Annotated in this window: 10 protein-coding genes and 1 pseudogene; 5 read left to right on the top strand and 6 right to left on the bottom strand. The window is 70.8% G+C overall.

Annotation, left to right across the window (positions count from 1 at the left end; translation table 11 throughout):
* Nucleotides 1-34: 34 nt before the first annotated feature.
* The 6 genes from ABNF97_RS25380 to ABNF97_RS25355 all read right to left on the bottom strand — a co-directional run bounded on the left by ABNF97_RS25380 (nt 35) and on the right by ABNF97_RS25355 (nt 5912).
* On the bottom strand, nt 35-1198 hold the full coding sequence (locus ABNF97_RS25380) for an MFS transporter (RefSeq protein WP_349340045.1): 1164 nt from the start codon (nt 1196-1198) through the stop codon (nt 35-37).
* Between the two features lie 63 nt (nt 1199-1261).
* A complete protein-coding gene (locus ABNF97_RS25375; protein ID WP_130463647.1) occupies nt 1262-2017 on the bottom strand; it encodes an ABC transporter permease subunit in 756 nt (251 codons plus the stop codon).
* Nucleotides 2010-2846, bottom strand: coding sequence for an ATP-binding cassette domain-containing protein (locus ABNF97_RS25370; protein WP_130463648.1), 837 nt, complete (start codon nt 2844-2846; stop codon nt 2010-2012). Before ABNF97_RS25370 ends, ABNF97_RS25375 begins: the two co-directional genes overlap by 8 nt.
* Nucleotides 2839-3678 (bottom strand): ABC transporter permease subunit, encoded by an 840-nt coding sequence (locus tag ABNF97_RS25365; protein ID WP_130463649.1) that lies wholly within the window; start codon nt 3676-3678, stop codon nt 2839-2841. The genes ABNF97_RS25370 and ABNF97_RS25365 overlap by 8 nt, the downstream gene beginning before the upstream one ends.
* Entirely contained in the window at nt 3675-4676 is a 1002-nt protein-coding gene (locus ABNF97_RS25360) for an ABC transporter substrate-binding protein (protein WP_349340044.1), read from the bottom strand. The genes ABNF97_RS25365 and ABNF97_RS25360 overlap by 4 nt, the downstream gene beginning before the upstream one ends.
* Before the next feature lie 456 nt (nt 4677-5132).
* Entirely contained in the window at nt 5133-5912 is a 780-nt protein-coding gene (locus ABNF97_RS25355) for a 2-keto-4-pentenoate hydratase (protein WP_130463651.1), read from the bottom strand.
* A 248-nt stretch (nt 5913-6160) separates the two neighbouring features.
* Here ABNF97_RS25355 and ABNF97_RS25350 point away from each other — a divergent pair, with 248 nt between their 5' ends.
* The 5 genes and pseudogenes from ABNF97_RS25350 to ABNF97_RS34325 form a co-directional block, all read left to right on the top strand.
* Nucleotides 6161-7900, top strand: a complete 1740-nt coding sequence (locus tag ABNF97_RS25350; RefSeq protein ID WP_349340043.1) for a cellulose binding domain-containing protein — start codon at nt 6161-6163, stop codon at nt 7898-7900.
* A gap of 397 nt (nt 7901-8297) precedes the next feature.
* Complete coding sequence (gene gdhA, locus ABNF97_RS25345; RefSeq protein WP_130463653.1) at nt 8298-9641, top strand: NADP-specific glutamate dehydrogenase; 1344 nt, start codon at nt 8298-8300, stop codon at nt 9639-9641.
* A gap of 264 nt (nt 9642-9905) precedes the next feature.
* On the top strand, nt 9906-11189 hold the full coding sequence (locus ABNF97_RS25340) for an FAD-dependent oxidoreductase (RefSeq protein ID WP_130463654.1): 1284 nt from the start codon (nt 9906-9908) through the stop codon (nt 11187-11189).
* Between the two features lie 523 nt (nt 11190-11712).
* Nucleotides 11713-12957: an MFS transporter gene (locus ABNF97_RS25335; RefSeq protein WP_349340042.1), complete on the top strand. Its 1245-nt coding sequence runs from the start codon at nt 11713-11715 to the stop codon at nt 12955-12957.
* A gap of 32 nt (nt 12958-12989) precedes the next feature.
* Nucleotides 12990-17432, top strand: a pseudogene (locus ABNF97_RS34325) (beta-ketoacyl synthase N-terminal-like domain-containing protein); the annotation flags it as partial.
* Nucleotides 17433-17613: the final 181 nt, after the last annotated feature.

The following is a 17613-nucleotide window of genomic DNA, read 5'->3' as shown; positions in this document are numbered from 1 at the left end:
CCAGCCAGCCACGGCTCATCCAGCCGGCGCCCGCTCATCCGTCCGGGCGACCGTCGGCCCGGCCGACCGGTGGTCGCCCGCCGGTCGGCGGTGGTCGACGCAGCGCCGGCACCGCCGCGACCGCCCCGACCAGCGCCATCGCCGGGCCGGGCGGGAAGACGGGCAGCAGAGCCGCGATGCCCAGTGGCGACACCAGCAGCGCGACCGCCCGGTACGTACCGACGTCAGCCACCACCCGCCCCCGTTCGGCGGGCTCGACCGCCTGCGCCGCCAGCGAGGTGCAGAGCGTCTGCAGCATGCCGGCGCCCACCCCGCTGGCGAGCAGTAGCACGACCGTGACCGGGAGCTGTCCGGGCCAGAGCCCGATCCCGGCCAGCCCGGCGCCGGCCGCCACCGCGCCGGAGACGTAGAGCGGACCCAGCCGGCGGGGCGGCGCGATCCCGGCGAGCATCGAACCGGCGATGCTCGTCGCCGAGCCGAGCCCGACGAGCAGGCCCACCGCCGAGGCGGAGTAGCCGGCCGCGGCGAGCACCACCGGGACGTACGAGCCGAGCAGGCCGCGCCAGGTGCCGGTCGAGATGGCCGCCAGCACCGGCGGACGCAGGACCGGGTGCCGCCACACCGCCCACACCTGGCCGGCCGCCTTCTCCGGCGGTGGCAGCGGCAGCCGGGTCAGGCGCAGCGCGGGCAGCGCCGCGACCGCGCTGGTGCCGATTCCCAGCACGAGCGCGGCGTGGAGCGAGCCACCCACCAGGCTGATCGTGGCCGGGCCGGTCACCAGGCCGATGCCGCCGACGAAGTCGACCATGGCCAGGGCACGGCGCGGCTCGGGGACGCTGCGTACGACATGGGCCTGCACACCGACCCAGAAGATGCCGCGCGCGACGCCCTGGACGAGGCTCGCCAGCACGAACACCCAGAGCGCCGGCAGTGGGAGCACCAGCGCACTCGACAGGCACAGCAGCGCCGCCGCGGCCAGGATCAGGCCCCGCTCGGTCAACCGGTGGGCCCAGCGCGCGACGAGTAGCCGGATGCCGATCTGACCACACCCGGAGATCGCCACCAGTACGCCGACCGCGGCCGCACCGTGCCCGTGGTGCAGCGCCAGCAGCGGCAACGCCACCGTGTTGACGCCGAGCCCGTGGCAGAACAGCAGTGTGCTCAGGGCGGTCGGGCGCCCGCCCGGACCGGGAGTCATCGGTACCGGCGATCCCCGCACCGATGCCGGCACCGAGCTGGCTGATCTGCGCGACGTGCTCGCTCATGCCTGGGCATTGCGGTCGTCCGCCCGGGTGATGGCGAGATTGAAGATCGCGACCAGCACCAGCGCGACGGTGATGTACGCATACAGCTCCGGGGTACGGAACGAGCCCGAGCTGGACGCGATCCGGTAACCGAGGCCGTCGGTCGAGCCGAGCAGCTCGCCCGCGAGCACGCCGATCAGGCAGAGCGCCGCGCCCAGCCGGACTCCGGAGAGGATGAGGGGCCGGGCGGCCGGGATGAGCACCCGGGTCACGGTCTGCCGCCGGCTAGCTCCCAGCGCGGCGGCGGCGCTGAGGTAGCGCGCCGGCACCGTGGAGAGCGCGAGCACCGTGTTCGCCGCGATCGGGAAGAAGCCGTAGAAGCCGCCGAACGCGACCTTCGACATCGGACCGATCCCGAAGAGCAGGATGCAGATCGGGTAGAAGAGGATGATCGGTACGGTCTGTGCCCAGGCGAGCAGCGGCGTGGCGACCCGTGCGGCCGGTGCCCACCGCCCCACCACTACGCCGACCAGCAGCCCGGAGATCGCGGCGAGGGCGAACGCGCCGACCAGTTCCAGCGCCGTGACCCGCAGGCTGTTCCAGAACACGGGGTCCCGCAGCAGCTCCGGAAACTCCTGCAGCACCCGCTCCGGGCGGGGCAGCAGGATCGGCGACACCCGCCCGACGCGCGTCTGGTAGACCCAGATCGCCACGACCACCGCGGCCAGGCCGAGCTGGATGGCGACGACGGTCAGCCGCTCCCGCCTAGCCACGCCGGCCGTCCCCACCGGCGCCGCTCATCTCGGCGAGCGTTGCCGCCCGTACCTCCTCGTGCAGCAGCTCGAAGAGGCCGTTGCGCAGGTCGGTGAAGCTGCGCGAGGTGGAGAAGTCGGGCTGGCGCGGCCGCGGTTCGTCCACGGTGAGGATCTCCTTGATCCGGCCGGGCCGGGCCGACATCACCACCACCCGGTCGGAGAGGAACACCGCCTCGCTCAGGCTGTGCGTGACGAACACGATGGTCTTGCCGGTCTTCTCCAGGATGCGTGCCAGTTCCTCGCCGAGCACCGTCCGGGTCTGCTCGTCGAGCGCGCCGAACGGCTCGTCCATCAGCAGGATCTCCGGGTCCATCGAGAGCGCGCGGGCGATCGCCACCCGCTGCTGCATGCCGCCGGAGAGCTCGCTCGGGTAGGCGTTCGCGAACGCCCCGAGCCCCACCAGATCGAGGTTGTGCTCGGCCCGTTCCCGCCGCTCCCGCTTGCCGATGCCGCGGAACTCCAGCCCGACCTCGACGTTGGAGATGATCGTGCGCCAGGGGAAGAGCGTGTAGTCCTGGAAGACGAAGCCCACCTTCCGCGGCGTCGGGCCGGTCACCCGCTGACCGTCGAGTACGATCTCGCCGGAGCTCTGTCGGCGCAGTCCGCCGAGGATGTAGAGCAGGGTGGACTTGCCGCAGCCGCTCGGACCGATCAGGCTGACGAACTCGCCCCGGCGTACGTCCAGGCTCACCCGGTCGAGCGCGAGGACGGTGTGCCCGCGCTGGGTCTGGTAGGCCATCGTCACGTCGGTCGCGGTCAGTGTCGCCGCGCTGGTCGTTTCAGCCATGGCTTCCTCTCCATCGGCTCAGCCGCTTCTCCTGCCAACGCCACAGCGAACCCAGCAGGATGGCGAAGATCGCCAGGCCGAGGACGAGGGCGAAGACCCGGTCGGTGCGGAAGGTGGAGGTGTAGAGGCCGATGTAGTGGCCGATACCCTCCTGTGACGCGAACAGTTCCATGATCAGGACGCCGAGCAGGGCGTGCTTCATGCCGTACCAGAGCGCCGCCATGACCGCCGGCAGCGAGCCCGGCACCACGACGCCGCGCAGCGCCTGGAGCCGCGAGGCCCCCATCGACCGTGCGGCGAGCAGCAGCCGGCGGTCGACCATCCGTACCCCGGCGGTGACCGTCACCGCGACCGGAAAGAACCCGGAGACGGCGCCGTAGGAGATCTTCGAGACCACCCCGAAGCCGGCCACCAGGATGAAGATCGGAATGAAGATCATCTTTGGGGTGGAGAAGAGCCCGAGGACGACCGGATGGAAGACCCGATAGACGATCTTGGAGAGCCCCATCGCCACCCCGGCGAGCACGCCGGTCACCGCGGCGATCGCGAACGACACGAGGAACATGCCGATCGCACCGACGAACGCCGCCCGCACTCCGGCGTTCCCCGCGAGGTCGACCATCGCGACCGCGATCTCGCTCGGCGCCGCGGCGAAGGTCGAGCTGATCAGCCCCAGGCGTACGGTCAGCTCCCAGGCGCCCAACCAGACCACCAGCACCGCGATGACGCCCAGCCTGGTTCCGGAGAGTGGCCGCCGCCGGGGCGCGGAGCCGGCACCGCGGTCGTGGACCGCGATGCCGGTTACCGGAGGCGCCGTTTGGTCGGTGCTCATCCCGCCGCCGCGACCGGGACGAACCGGTCGTCCCAGAACGTCTCGACGGCGGGTTTCTTGTCGGTGATCCCCTGTTCCACCACCGAGGTGGCCAGCCCGTTGAGGTTGAGCTCGGGAATCGTCCCGTCGAGCGAGAGGTTCGCCATGTCGTGGTCGTAGGTCTTGCTCGCCACCCCCTCGGTGACCTCGAACGTCTTGACCATGAACGCGATCGTCTCGTCGCGGTTGGCCTTCATGTGGTTGACCGTCTCGTACCAGCCTTCGAGGTACGCCCGCATCGCGTCCTCACGGTCCGAGATCGCGCTGTCGCCGGCCACGATGATTTCGAAGACGTTGTCCTTGACCACCTCGCCGAAGTCGAACAGCACCCGGCCCTTGCCCTGCTCCTCGAGCGCGAAGCCGGCCTCGGCAGACCAGACGAACGCGTCGGTGGCCCCGGACTCCAGAGCCGCGAGTTGCTCGTTCAGGCCGCCGATGTTGGCCCGCTTGATGTCGCTCTCCGGCCAGCCCTGGTGCAGCGCGATGTTCTTAGCCAGGTAGTCGGTCAGCGAACCCGCGGCGGAGACCCCGATCGTCTTGCCCCGGAGCCCGTTGATGTCGGTGATCGGCGAGTCCTTCGGCACGACGACCAGCATCATCTTGAAGTCCTTGCCGATCAGCCCAACGATCTTGGACGGCACTCCGCTGAGGATGGCGTCCACCCCGGAGGCGCCCGCCGTCAGGCCCAGCTCCGCCTGCCCCGAGGCCATCGCCTGGGAGACCTGCCCGCTGCCCTGCACGTAGACGTTCTCCACCTCGAGGCCGCGCTTGCGCCACACGCCGAGCTCCTTGCCGTACTCGGCGGGAAGGAACTCGAACGTCTGCCGGATGCCCACGGCCACCTTGACGGTGCCAAGACCGTCGCCCGAGTCCGCGTCGTCGCCACCCCCACAGGCTGACGCGCCCAGCATGAGGGAAGCCGCCACGGCGGCCATAAAAATTTTGCGTCTGGTCTTCACTGCCGGCCCTCTTTCACCGCTCAACAACACGTCTGAATTCACCACAGAAGATGTCGGCAACGCGACCAACGACATCGTTCTCAGGCCCCGTTGCCTTTGGCCGTGCGATAGGTGAGGAAGCCAACACGGTAACACCGATCACAGGCAAGAGCGCCATACCACTGAGCGGAACAGACCCGGTGGGCAGGAGCGGCGGCCCGCCGGGACCCGAGGACCCGGCGGTAGCCGTCAGGCCGCATCCGCCGCTGGTCAGCCCGGCCATGACCTCCCCGGACGACCGGGACGGGGCCACGATACGTGAGTTACCGTGCGTAATGTGCAATTGACGTTACGTACGTATCGCCATGTTCGACAGACGCCACGGATCGACTATCGGAACGGCTCGGAACGAATGCGTCAACCGGGGCGATCAGCCCCGGACGCCGGTGAGGAAATGAATCGACACAACCTGTCGATTCAGCGTCGGACAAACTCCGCACGGACGCTTCCGAGGCCCGGAAAATCTGCCACCACGATGTTGCCGGAATCGATGGGAATCGCTCTGGTGAGCGAGCCGGAGAGAACCACCTGGCCCGCCTCAAGTCGCTGGCCGAGCTCACCCAGCCGGTTCGCCAGCCAGAGCAGGGCGCCGAGCGGGGCGTCCCGGACGTCCGCGCCCACGCCGGTCGCCACGACCTCCCCGTCGACCAGGAACGCACACGGCGCGGTGGCGAGATCGGCCGCGGCCACCGGCAGGGGGTCCGGCCCCAGCACGACCCCGCCGGACGAGGCGTTGTCGGCGATGGTGTCCACCAGGCCGATCCGCCAGTCCACGATCCGAGAGTCGATGATCTCCAGCGCCGGGTGGACCGAGCCGACCGCGGCGAGAACGTCCCGGCGGGTCAGCCCCGGACCGGCAAGGTCGTCGGCCAGCACGAACGCGAACTCCGGCTCGGCGCGGGGCTGGAGAAACCGGTTCAGCGGGATCGGCTCGTCCGGCGGGAAGAACATGTCCGCGAAGAGGTGGCCGTAGTCGGGCTGGTCGATGCCGAGCTGCTCCTGCATCGCCATCGAGGTCAGCCCGATCTTGTGCCCCCGCAGCGCCCGGCCGTCCCGCCGCCACCGCCGCACCTGGGCCAGCTGGATCGCGTACGCGTCGTCGACGGTCAACGCGACCGGACCGGCCGAGATCGGCTCGATCGCCCGCCGGGTCGCGTACGCGTGCAGCAGCCGCCGCGCGGCCTCGTCGATCGTCATCGTCGCAGTGCACCAACCCGCCGTCCCGGCCCGCAAGCCGAACCGCCCACTCACCGGACACGGGGTCGACCCACGCCGCCTTTCCGGAGCACATCTGGCACGGTCGTTGCACGGGACGCGGCGAAGGGCTATGTTATCGATCACATAGACTGCCAGCTATACCTGTCCGGCGCCGGCGGCGACCAGGAGCGCGCCCTGCCCCTCGATCCCTCACAGGGCCGTGGTCCCACGAGCTGATGGAGTGGACCGTGAAGAAGTCGCAGATCCTGTTGGTGGCCGCGTCGACCGCGGTGGTCACCGTGGCGGGAGTCCTGACCGCCCCACCCCTGCTGGCCGCGACGCCTGACATCACCGTCAACACCGCCTCGTCGTACCAGACGATCGACGGGTTCGGGGCGGCGACCCCGATCTTCAGTAGTGGCGGCGACCAGTGGACGACCAGCGAGACCCAGACGCTCGTCGGGATGGGCAGGGGGCAGCTCGGCCTGTCGATCGTACGGACCGTGGTGTCGCCGACGTCGAGCGAGTGGAGCTGGCCGGTGAGCAGCCTCAGGACGGCGCAGTCCTACGGCTCCGACGTCAAGATCCTCGCTTCGCCCTGGACCGCCCCCGCCCACTTCAAGACGAACAACAGCAGGGTCGGCGGCGGCAAACTCAAGGCCGACTACTACGACGACTACGCCGAGCACCTGAACAGCTTCGTGCAGTACATGAAGGGCCAGGGCGTCACGATCGACGTGACCTCCGTCCAGAACGAGCCGGACTGGCACCCCGACTACGATTCGATGGACTGGACCGGCACCGAGTTGCGGAACTTCGTCCGCGACCAGGGCGACAGGATCAGGGACACGGAGCTCCTGGTTGCCGAATCCCTGAGATTCAACCGCCAGTACACCGACCCCACGCTGCAGGACGCCGCCGCACGGGACAACATCGGCTACGTCGGCGGGCACCTGTACGACACCGAGAACAGCGGAAACCTCTCCGCCTACCCGCTCGCGAACCAGTACGGCAAGAACCAGTGGATGACCGAGTGGAACCTGCACGCCGCCGACGGCGCCGGTTCGAACATCTGGGGAAACCCCAGCAACGCGGCTGTCTGGAACGAGACCCTCGACGACATCATGCGGACCGTGCACCGGTCGATGGAGTCCGGCTGGAGCGCGTACATCTGGTGGTACGGCCGCCGCTTCTACTCGTTCATCGGTGACGGCGAGTCGCAGTACGGGACCACGAGGGGCGCGGTCCTCAAGCGCGGCCACGCATTCTCGCAGTACTCGAAGTACGTCCGGCCCGGCGACCGGCGGGTCGCCCTCTCGAAGGGTTCCCGTGCCTCCTCGCTGGAGGTCACGGCCTACCAGGGCCAGGGCAAGGTCAAGCTGGTGATCCTCAACCGCTCGAACAGCGCGGTGGACGACGCCGTCGTCCAGGTCCCGCAGAACATCTCGGCGGCCGAATACTCCGTCACCTCACAAACCCTGAGCGCGGAGTCACGACCGGCGAACGTGAGTGGCGGACAGGTGACCGTCGACATCCCCGCCCGGAGCATCTCGACGATCACCGTCAGCGAGGGGCCCACCGCCACCACCCCGCCGACCACGCCGACCACCGGCTCGCCCACCACGCCGCCCACCACTCCCCCGACGGCCCCGCCCACCACCCCGCCCACCGACTCCGGTAGCTGCCGGGTGACCAGTTCGGTCAACGCATGGAACACCGGCCTGACCGCCAACATCACCATCACCAACACCGGCACGGGCGCCATCAACGGGTGGTCGCTGAGCTTCGCCCTCGGCTCCGGGCAGACCATCACCTCCGGCTGGAACGCCACGTACTCACCAACCGGTGGCCAGGTCACCGCGACGAACGTCAGCTACAACGCCTCCATCCCACCGGGCGGCTCGACCAGCATCGGCTTCCAGGCCAGCCACAGCGGCAACAGCGCCGCTCCGAGCGGCTTCGCCCTCAACGGCACCGCCTGTAGCTGACGCCCGTCGGTGCCACGGCGCCGGCCGGTACCCGCTCGCCCCCACCCCGCCGGTGATCGCTTGGCGACACCCGTCGGGCGGCACGGCTCTGGGTACGCGTTCCGGGCCGGGAACCGGCCGGACCCGGCCACGGCCGGGACGAGGACCCGACCACGGCCGGGACGAGGACCCGACCACGGCCAGGACAATGACCTGGTGACGGCCGTGACGATCGCCGCAGCCGAACCGCTTTGCGATGGGCGCACCATCAGGGAAGATCGAGCGACGGGCAGCCGGAGCAGGTCGGCTGAGTACCGGTGACGGAACCCTGGTCCACAACGGCGTGGGCGGATCCGGCGGTGATGGGCGAATTTCGACCCCTTTCGGGTCCTGGTCGAACCCACGCGAGAGGACCGCATTGAGCGCGCACGACAAGATCAACCTCATCTTCGACACCGTGGTGCACCGCAACCCGGGCGAGCGGGAGTTCCACCAGGCGGTACGCGAGGTTCTGGAGAGCGTTGTCCCGGTACTGCACCGGCACCCGGAGTACACCCATGCGAAGATCATCGAGCGGATCTGTGAGCCGGAGCGACAGATCATCTTCCGGGTGCCGTGGGAGGACGACCACGGCAACGTGCACATCAACCGGGGCTTCCGGGTGGAGTTCAACAGCGCGCTGGGGCCGTACAAGGGTGGGCTGCGCTTCCATCCCTCGGTGTACCTGGGCATCGTCAAGTTCCTGGGCTTCGAGCAGGTGTTCAAGAACGCGCTGACCGGCATGCCGATCGGCGGCGGCAAGGGCGGCTCGGACTTCGACCCGAAGGGCCGGTCGGACCGGGAGGTGATGCGGTTCTGTCAGTCCTTCATCACCGAGCTGTACCGGCACATCGGCGAGTACACCGACGTGCCGGCGGGGGACATCGGGGTGGGCGGCCGGGAGATCGGCTACATGTTCGGGCAGTACAAACGAATCACGAACCGGTACGAGTCGGGTGTGCTGACCGGTAAGGCGCTGAGTTACGGCGGCGCCCAGGTGCGGCGTGAGGCAACGGGATACGGGGCGGGATTCTTCGCCGAGGAGATGCTGCGCGCCGCCGGTGACGGCCTCGACGGCAAGCGGGTGGTGGTGTCCGGCTCGGGCAACGTCGCGATCTATGCCATTGAGAAGGTCCACCAGCTTGGCGGCATCGTCGTAGCCTGCTCGGACTCCTCCGGCTACATCCGCGACGACAAGGGCATCGACGTCGACCTGCTCAAGGACCTCAAAGAGGTCCGCCGGTCCCGGATCGACGCCTACGTCGACGAGCGGCCGAACGCGCACTTCGCCACCGATCGCTCGGTCTGGGAGGTGCCGTGCCAGGTCGCGTTGCCGTGTGCGACGCAGAACGAGATCGGCGCCGCGGAGGCCGCAGCGCTGATCAAGGGGGGATGCATCGTCGTGGTGGAGGGCGCCAACATGCCCGCCAGGCCGGAGGCGATCCGCGCCTTCGCCGAGGCGGGTGTGAGGTTCGCGCCGGGCAAGGCGGCCAACGCCGGCGGTGTGGCCGCCAGCGCGCTGGAGATGCAGCAGAACGCCAGCCGGGACTCCTGGACCTTCGAGCACTCCGAGCAGCGGCTGCGCGACATCATGCGCGACATCCACCACCGTTGCTACACGACGGCCGACGAGTACGGCATGCCGGGAAACTACGTCGTCGGCGCCAACATCGACGGCTTCCGCAGCGTCGCGGAGGCGATGCTGGCACACGGGCTCATCTGACAACACGCCCCGGCTTCACGCCCCGGCTTCCGCGCCGCTGCGGCACGACCGGGCGACGGGTCTGCGGCAGTGCCCGGTTCACCCTGCCGGCGGGAGGCGTCGGGGACGATCGGCGGACGGCGACACCGCCCCGCCGGCCACCTCCGGGGCGGGTGGTTGCCGGTCGTCGGCAATCTGCCGGGCCTGTTTCCGCCGTGTCGCGCCCTGCCCGCCATCACGCCGGCTCGGGCATCGTTGAAGGGTTCTTGACGAAAGGAGGGCGGCATGCCGTCCACGCCTCACCAGCACGGCTCCGCGCTCCTGCGCCGCCCGCCCGAGGACGTCGCCGTCATCGGCGGCGGGATGGTGGGCCTGTGCACGGCGTGGTTCCTGCAGGACGCCGGGGTGCGGGTCACCGTGTACGAGCGGGACCACGTCGGAGCGGGCGCCTCGTGGGGCAACGCTGGATGGCTGACTCCGGGGCTGACCGCACCGCTGCCCGAGCCCGCGGTCCTGCGGTACGGCCTGCGCGCGGTCCTGAGCCCGCGTTCGCCGGTTTACCTGCCGTTGCGCGCCGACTGGCAGTTGCTGCGGTTCCTCACCTCCTTCGTGACGCACAGCACCACCCGGCGGTGGCGGCGCGGCATGGCCGGGTACGTGCCCCTCAACGATCGTGCGTTGGAGGCATTCGACGTACTCGCCGCCGGCGGCGTGACCGCACCGGTCCGGGCGGCCGAGCCCTTCCTCGCCTGTTTCCCGCGCGAACGCGACGCCCGGGCACTGCTGACCGAGCTGTCCGAGATTCGCGGCATGGGCCAGGACGTGAGCTTCCAACCGGTGGCCGGACCGGCGGTGCGGACGCTGGAGCCGGTCCTGACCGAGCGGGTCCACGGCGCGGTCAGGATCGACGGGCAGCGCTTCCTGAACCCGCCACAGTTCGTCGCCGCGCTGGCCGCGGCGGTGCAGGAGCGCGGTGGCGAGATCGCCGAGGGCGTCGAGGTGGCCGGCGTGCATCCGACGGCGGGCCGCGTCTCCCTGGTCGTTCGCGGCGGTGCGCAGCGACGGCACGACGCCGTGGTGGTGGCCACCGGCGCCAGGCTGGGCGAGCTGGCGAAACCTCTGGGGGTACGCCAGCCGGTCCAGGCCGGCCGCGGTTACAGCTTCAGCGTGCCGGTCGAGCGCATGCCCGCCGGTCCGCTGTACTTCCCGCAGCAGCGGGTGGCGTTGACACCGCTGGGCGACCGGCTGCGGGTGGCCGGGATGATGGAGTTCCGCCGGCCCGGTGACCCGCTCGACCCCAGGCGGATCACCGCGATCGTGGAGGCCGTACGCCCCTTCCTGGCCGGTGTGGACCTCGACGACCGTCGGGAGGAGTGGGTGGGCTCCCGACCGTGCACGCCCGACGGCCTGCCCCTGATCGGCGCCACCGCCTCCCCGCAGGTGTTCATGGCTGGCGGGCATGGCATGTGGGGCATAGCGCTCGGCCCGATCACCGGCCAGTTGCTCGCACAGACGGTGGTGAAGGGCGAGACACCGGCGGAACTCGCGCCCTTCGACCCGCGACGATAGACACCGTCCGTCCGTGCTCAATCGCTGGCGACTCGCGGGCGATCTCCCTGGCCGGGTCCGCCCGCGGAAGACCGTCCGCTGGATGTAGGAGGACGTCGTACGACCAGCCGCGGTTGCGGGACGCCTCGCGGCCGCCCGCGCTAACCCGGTCCGAGGTCCGGAGTACGGCGCAGCCGCGGCAGGCCATCCCCTCAACACGGCATCCGGTTCGGCGACCGCCAACCATCGACGCAGGCACCCGAACCATGTCCGGTATGGACAGTGGTCCGGGGCGGCCTCGGCACCGCACCCCGGGGTGACCCACCCCGCGCCCGCATTCCGGGTACGGTATCTCTCCTCCGGGATGTGCACCGGCTACGCGACGATGTGGTTGCAGGGGGTTGGGTGTCGAACGGAGACATGATCGGGCTCGACAAGGGCTGGTCGTGGTGACGAGGTGCCGCGCCCTGGACGACGTGGCGAGCGTGGGATCGGTCGCGGGCGCTGCGGCCGGACACGGTGGACCCAGACGCCGGATACCTCGGTGAGCGGCCGCCGCGATCTTCGGTTGTTCGGTGCCCTGGTGGCCGGCTACACGGTGTCGACGGCCGGGACGTTCCTGAACCTCGTGGCGATCAACCTGTACGTGTTCCAGCTGACCGCCAGCGCGCTGCAGACCGGACTCCTGATGGCTGCCCGCATCACCGCCGGCTTCCTCGCCGGTCCGGTGGCCGGATGGGTCGTCGTCCGCTTCGAGCGCCGGTTTGTCATGATCGCGAGCGACGTCACGCAGGCACTCGCGATGGTCACGCTGCTGGTGACCCCGGCGTCGCGACACCCGGATCTGCTCTGGGTGGTGGCGGTGGCGCTCGGTGCGGGAAACACCTTCTTCACGGTTGCCCTGCGGACCAGCGTGCCGAATCTCGTCGGCTCAGCCGATCGGTTGCGCGGAAACGGCTACCTGGTGACGGGGAAGTCCTTCGCCATGGTGCTCGGCTTCGCGTCGGCCGGCCCGTTGATCGGCGGGTTCGGCTTCATGCCCGCGTTCGGGATCAACGCCGGCAGTTTCCTCGTCTCGGCGCTCGTGCTGGCGTGGCTGCCGCTGTCGTTCCGCGGCACCGACGGCGGCGCTGACGGCGGCGTCGTGTCGTCGGACGAGCCGGTAGGGTTGTCGATGTTGCACCGGCTGCGGTTGCTGCGGATGGCCTCGCCGGTGCTTGTCGGCCTGCTGGGGCTACGGGGGATGGAGGCGTTGGGCGGAGCATCCCACAACGTTGCCCTGCCGGCGTTCGCCCAGACCGCCAGCCCGGAGAATCCCGCGGCGCTGCTGAGTGGATTCTGGGCCGCCTGGGCGATGGGCAGCATGGCCGCCTACCAGGCCGTCGCCCGGTGGCTCAAACGCGGCGGTCGCCACCTGGACGAGCGTGCTTTCGCCGGCGCGGTCTGCCTGGCCTCGCTGGCGTTCGTGGCGGTCTTCGCCGGCCTGCCACTGCCCGCACTGGTGATGGTGGCGCTGGTCGCCGGGCTCGCGGACGGTCTCGCCGAGCTGGCGTACGTCACCCGGTTGCAGGTCGGTTCCGACGACACCCGGGGCCTGCTCTTCGGGATGTCCGCAACGGCGGAGACGCTGGGAATGGCCGTCGGCATGCTCTCCAGCGCGCTCCTGCTGGAGCAGATGGCCGCGCTGCCGGTGGTCGGCCTCTTCCACGGCGTGCTCATCGCCGTGATGGTGGCGTTCCTGACACTGCGCCCGGCTCGTCGACGTCTGCCGACCGCCGCAGAGACCTGACCGCAGACAGTGCCGAAGAAGAAGGGGGACAGGTGGATCGACTGGCGTCTTATACGGGTACGCCGTTGGAGTTCGTGGCGGATCATCCACGCAATCTGACCGAGGCGCTGCTACACGCGGCCGACCGCCACCCCGGGGCCGGACTGGTCACCACCACCGAGATGGGCGTCGACACCGTCGTGTCCTATCCCGAGTTGCTCGACCAGTCCCGACGGCTGCTGACCGGGCTGCGGCGCGAGGGGCTACACGCCGGTGAGCACGTCGTGCTCTACGGTCCGGAACGGGCGGCGGACTTCTTCCGCGCGTTCTGGGCCTGCGTGCTGGGCGGCATCCGTCCGCTGCTGATGGTCCCGCCGCACCAAGGAGCGGCGGACGTCGCGACCCGGGACCGGCTGCGGCAGGCGGTTCGGCAGCTCGAAGGGGCCATGGTGCTCTGCGGCGGGGCCGACCCGGCGGCGCTCGTCGACGAGTTCCGAACCGCCGACGTCACCGGGTACGCCACCGAGCCGCCCGCCACCGACCTGCACCGCCCGGAGCCGGACGACGTCGCGATGCTCATGGCGTCCTCGGGCAGTACCGGCAGGCCGAAGCTCATCCAACTGACCCAGCGCGGGATGCTGGAGTTCGCCGCCGGAACACCGACGATGATGCCGATCAGGCCCGGCGACACCATGTTGAACTGGATGCCGGTCGACCACAGCGGGGCGTTCCTCCTCTATCACGTGCTCGGAGTCTTCGTCGGCTGTACCAACGTGCACGCCCGGACCGACCTGGTCCTGGCGGACCCGACCCGCTGGTTGGATCTGATCGCTCGCTACCGCGCCAACCACACCTGGGCGCCGAACTTCGGCTACCAGTTGGTCAACCAGGCGTTGGCGCAGGCCGACGGCCGGAGCTGGGACCTCTCCTGCGTACGCACCCTGGTCAGCGGTGGCGAACAGATCACCGTGCCGGTCATGGCCGAGTTCCTGAGCGCCACCTCGGCGTTCGGGATCCGCCCCGAGGCGTTCGTGCCGGTCTGGGGCATGACGGAGACCGTTACCGCGATCACCTTCGCCCGCCCCGGGCTGGCGCCCAACGTGTACCGGGCACGCGCGTCGAGCCTCGACGGCGACCTCCAGTGGGTGGACGAGGCCGGCGACCCGGCCGACACGGCGAGCTTCGTGGCGGTCGGCCGGCCCGCACCGGGCGCCGCGCTGCGGGTCGTCGACGCCGACGACGAGGTACTGCCGGAGGGCCGGATCGGCCGGTTGCAGGTCCGGTCCGCCCGGGTGACAGCGGGGTACTTCGCGAATCCGGAGGCCGACGCGGCCGCCTTCACCAGGTGTGACGACGCCACCCCGACCGCCTGGTTCAACACCCGCGACCTGGCGTTCGGCCGGGATGGCCAGATCGCCATCGTCGGGCGGGAAAGCGACCGAATCGTCCTGAACGGACAGAACCACTACGCTCACGAGATCGAAGGCGTGGTCGAGACGGTGGCCGGCGTGCTGCCGGGTCCGGTGGTGGCCTGCGGCGTACCGGATGACGCCACCGGCTCGGAGGCGCTGACGGTGCTCTTCGGCACCGAGCCGGGCGTCGACGCCGCCGGCCTCGGCCGCGCCATCCAGGAGGCGCTGTTCAGCCGGCTGCGGCTGATCGCCAGGGTGGTCGCGCTGCCCCGGGCCGAGTTCCCGAGGACCGCGAGTGGCAAGATCCAGCGTGCCGCCCTGCGCCAGCGGCTGCTCCGCGGTGAGCTGCCCGCCACCTTGCCGTCCGCCGGGCCCGACCCGGGCCGGTCGGCGGCGCGGGTCGGCCGGCCCCCGCGACCCGAGACGGTGCGGTCGGTGTTCCGGGCGGTACTCGGCGCCGACGTCGACGAACAGGCCCGCTTCTACGAGTTGGGCATCGATTCGGTGACCATCGTCCGGCTGCACGCGGAGCTCCGCCGCGAGCTGGGCGTACGCTTCGACCGCTCGGCAATGTTCGAGTACCCCTCGGTGGCCGCGCTCACCGAGCACCTCTGTGCCCTGCCGGAGACGCCGGCCCGGCGTACCCCACCGACCGCCGACCCGGCGACCGGAAACCGGATCGCCATCATCGGCATGGCGGCCCGTTTCCCCGGCGCCGACACCCTGGCCGACTTCTGGGCCAACCTTGTCGAGGGAGTGGGCAGTGTCCGCCGATTCGGCCCCGACGAACTCGCGGCGGCCGGCGTTCCCACAGCCGAGCACACCCGCCCGGACTTCATCCCGGTCAACGGCGCGCTCAGCGAGATCGACGGCTTCGACGCGGAGTTCTTCGGGATCAGCCCCCGTGAGGCGGCGCTGACCGATCCGGGGCACCGGCTCTTCCTGGAGTGTTGCCACCACGCGCTGGAGCACGGCGGGTACGCCGGCGCGGCCGGCCCGGACCGGATCGGGGTGTTCGCGGGTGCCGGGATGAACCTGTACGCCCATCAGAACCACCTCCTCGCCGCTCCGGCCACTTCGGACGGTCGGCTGCCGGCCGACCCGGTGACGGCGATGCAGGCGGCGATCGGCACCCAGCCGGACTTCCTGGCCACCCGGGTCGCCTACCGGCTCGGGCTGACCGGGCCCGCGATCGGCGTGCAGACCGCCTGTTCGACCTCGCTGGTCGCGGTGCACCTCGCCGTCCAGGCCCTGTTGGCCGGTGACGCGGATCTGGCCCTGGCCGGGGCCGCCGCCGTCCACGTCCCGCAGACCACGGGCTACCGGCGGTACCCCGGCTCGATCCTCTCCCCCACCGGCCGCTGCCGGGCGTTCGACGCCGACGCCGACGGCACCGTGGGCGGGAACGGGGTCGCCGCCGTACTGCTCAAGCGGCTCGACCGGGCGTTGGCGGACGGTGACACCGTGCACGCGGTGATCCTGGGCTCGGCGGTGAACAACGACGGCGCGAGCAAGGCCGGGTTCGCCGCGCCAAGCGTCTCCGGCCAGGTGGAGGTGATCGAACGGGCTCTCGACCGGGCCGGCGTGCCGGCGGAGACCATCTCGTACCTCGAAGCCCACGGCACCGGTACGCCACTCGGCGACCCGGTGGAGCTGCGCGCGGCGGCCCGCGCGTTGCGCAACCGCACCGACCGGGTCGGCTTCTGCACCGTCGGCTCCGTCAAGCCGAACATCGGGCACCTGGACACCTGCGCGGGGATGGCGGGGCTGCTCAAGACCGTACTCATGCTCAAGCACCGCACGCTCGTGCCACTGGCCAACTTCCACCGCCCCAACCCGGATCTGGAGCTCGACGGCAGCCCGTTGCTGCTCGGTACCACGACCGGGGACTGGAAGACCGACGGCGTCCCACGGCGTGCGGGCGTGACCGCCCTCGGCGTGGGTGGCACCAACGCGCACGTCATCCTCGAGGAGGCCCCATCCGCCCCGCCGCGTGCCGGGTCGGAGCCCGGGATCGGGGTACTGCCGCTCTCGGCGGCGCACCCGGCCGCCCTGGCCGAACTGACCGGTCGGGTACGCGACCACCTGCGGGCAGATTCGGAGCTGCCGGTCCCGGACGTCGTCGCAACCCTGGCGCTCGGCCGGCAGCATCGCCGGCACCGGGTCGCGGTGGTCGGGGACAGCGCGACCGCCTTGGCCGACGCGCTGGAGGAGGCCGTCGCCGCCAGCATCCCCGACGGCGGGGCCGGACCGCTGGCCTTCATTTTCACCGGACAGGGCACGGCCAGCCCGGGCATGGCCGCCGAACTCTACGACGCGTTTCCCCGATTCCGGGACGTGCTCGACGAGTGCGAACGGGCCTACCGGCAGGAGGGCGCCGGGAGCCTGCTGGCATCGCTGCGCGGGCAGCGCCCGGAGCCGGAGGTCTGGACCACGGAGATCGCCCAGCCGGCGCTGTTCGCCTTCCAGGTGGCCCTGGCGGAGCTGTGGCGGTCCTTCGGGGTACGACCTGACTTCGTACTCGGGCACAGCGTCGGTGAGTACGCCGCGCTCTGCGTTGCCGGCGCGATGACGGTCGCGGACGGGATACGGCTGCTGTCGTCGCGCGGCCGGCTGATGCAACGGCGGACGCCACCCGGCGCCATGATCGGACTATTCGCCGACGCGGGGACCGTCCGGGAGGTCCTCGCCCAGCTGCCGGTCGAACTGGCCGCCAGCAACGGTCCCGAGGAGTACGTCGTCACCGGGACGGCCGCCGCCGTGCGGCAGGCGACCGACTGGCTCGACGGGCGTGGCATCGGCTGGCAGCGGCTGTCGGTCGACCGCGCATTCCACAGCGGACTCCTCGAACCGATCCTGGACGATTTCGCGGAGCGGGTCGCGGCGGTGCCGCTGGCCCCGATAGTGACGCCGGTGGCGAGCACCCTCACCGGCGCCCTGCTCGACCCGGGCACCGTGGTGGACGTCGACTACCTGCGCCGGCAGATGCGCGAGCCGGTCCGGTTCGTCGACGCGGTGACCGCGCTCTGCGCCGCCGGCTGCCAGCGGTTCCTGGAACTGGGTCCGGACGCCGTGCTCAGCGCGATCGGCCGGCGGGTCCGGCCGGCGGCGACCTGGACGGCAACCCAACGCCGTGGCGTGCCTCCCCGACGTGCCCTCCGGCTGGCGGTCGCCGAGCTCTACCGGCACGGTGGCACACTCGACTGGTCGAGCCTGGCGGGCGACGGGCGGCGCATCCCGTTGCCTGGCTACCCCTTCCAGCACG

The sequence above is a fragment of the Plantactinospora sp. B6F1 genome (assembly GCF_040120695.1).
Taxonomy (GTDB): Bacteria; Actinomycetota; Actinomycetes; order Mycobacteriales; family Micromonosporaceae; genus Plantactinospora.
The sequence above is the reverse complement of the archived record's forward strand: the minus strand, read 5'-3'. Positions and strand labels throughout refer to the sequence as shown.

Excerpts from the sequence above, each read along its gene's own strand:
- ABNF97_RS25365 (WP_130463649.1), bottom strand. The coding sequence starts at position 3,678 with ATGAGCACCGACCAAACGGCGCCTCCGGTAACCGGCATCGCGGTCCAC.
- ABNF97_RS25380 (WP_349340045.1), bottom strand. The coding sequence starts at position 1,198 with ATGACTCCCGGTCCGGGCGGGCGCCCGACCGCCCTGAGCACACTGCTG.
- ABNF97_RS25370 (WP_130463648.1), bottom strand. The coding sequence starts at position 2,846 with ATGGCTGAAACGACCAGCGCGGCGACACTGACCGCGACCGACGTGACG.
- ABNF97_RS25340 (WP_130463654.1), top strand. The coding sequence starts at position 9,906 with ATGCCGTCCACGCCTCACCAGCACGGCTCCGCGCTCCTGCGCCGCCCG.
- ABNF97_RS25355 (WP_130463651.1), bottom strand. The coding sequence starts at position 5,912 with ATGACGATCGACGAGGCCGCGCGGCGGCTGCTGCACGCGTACGCGACC.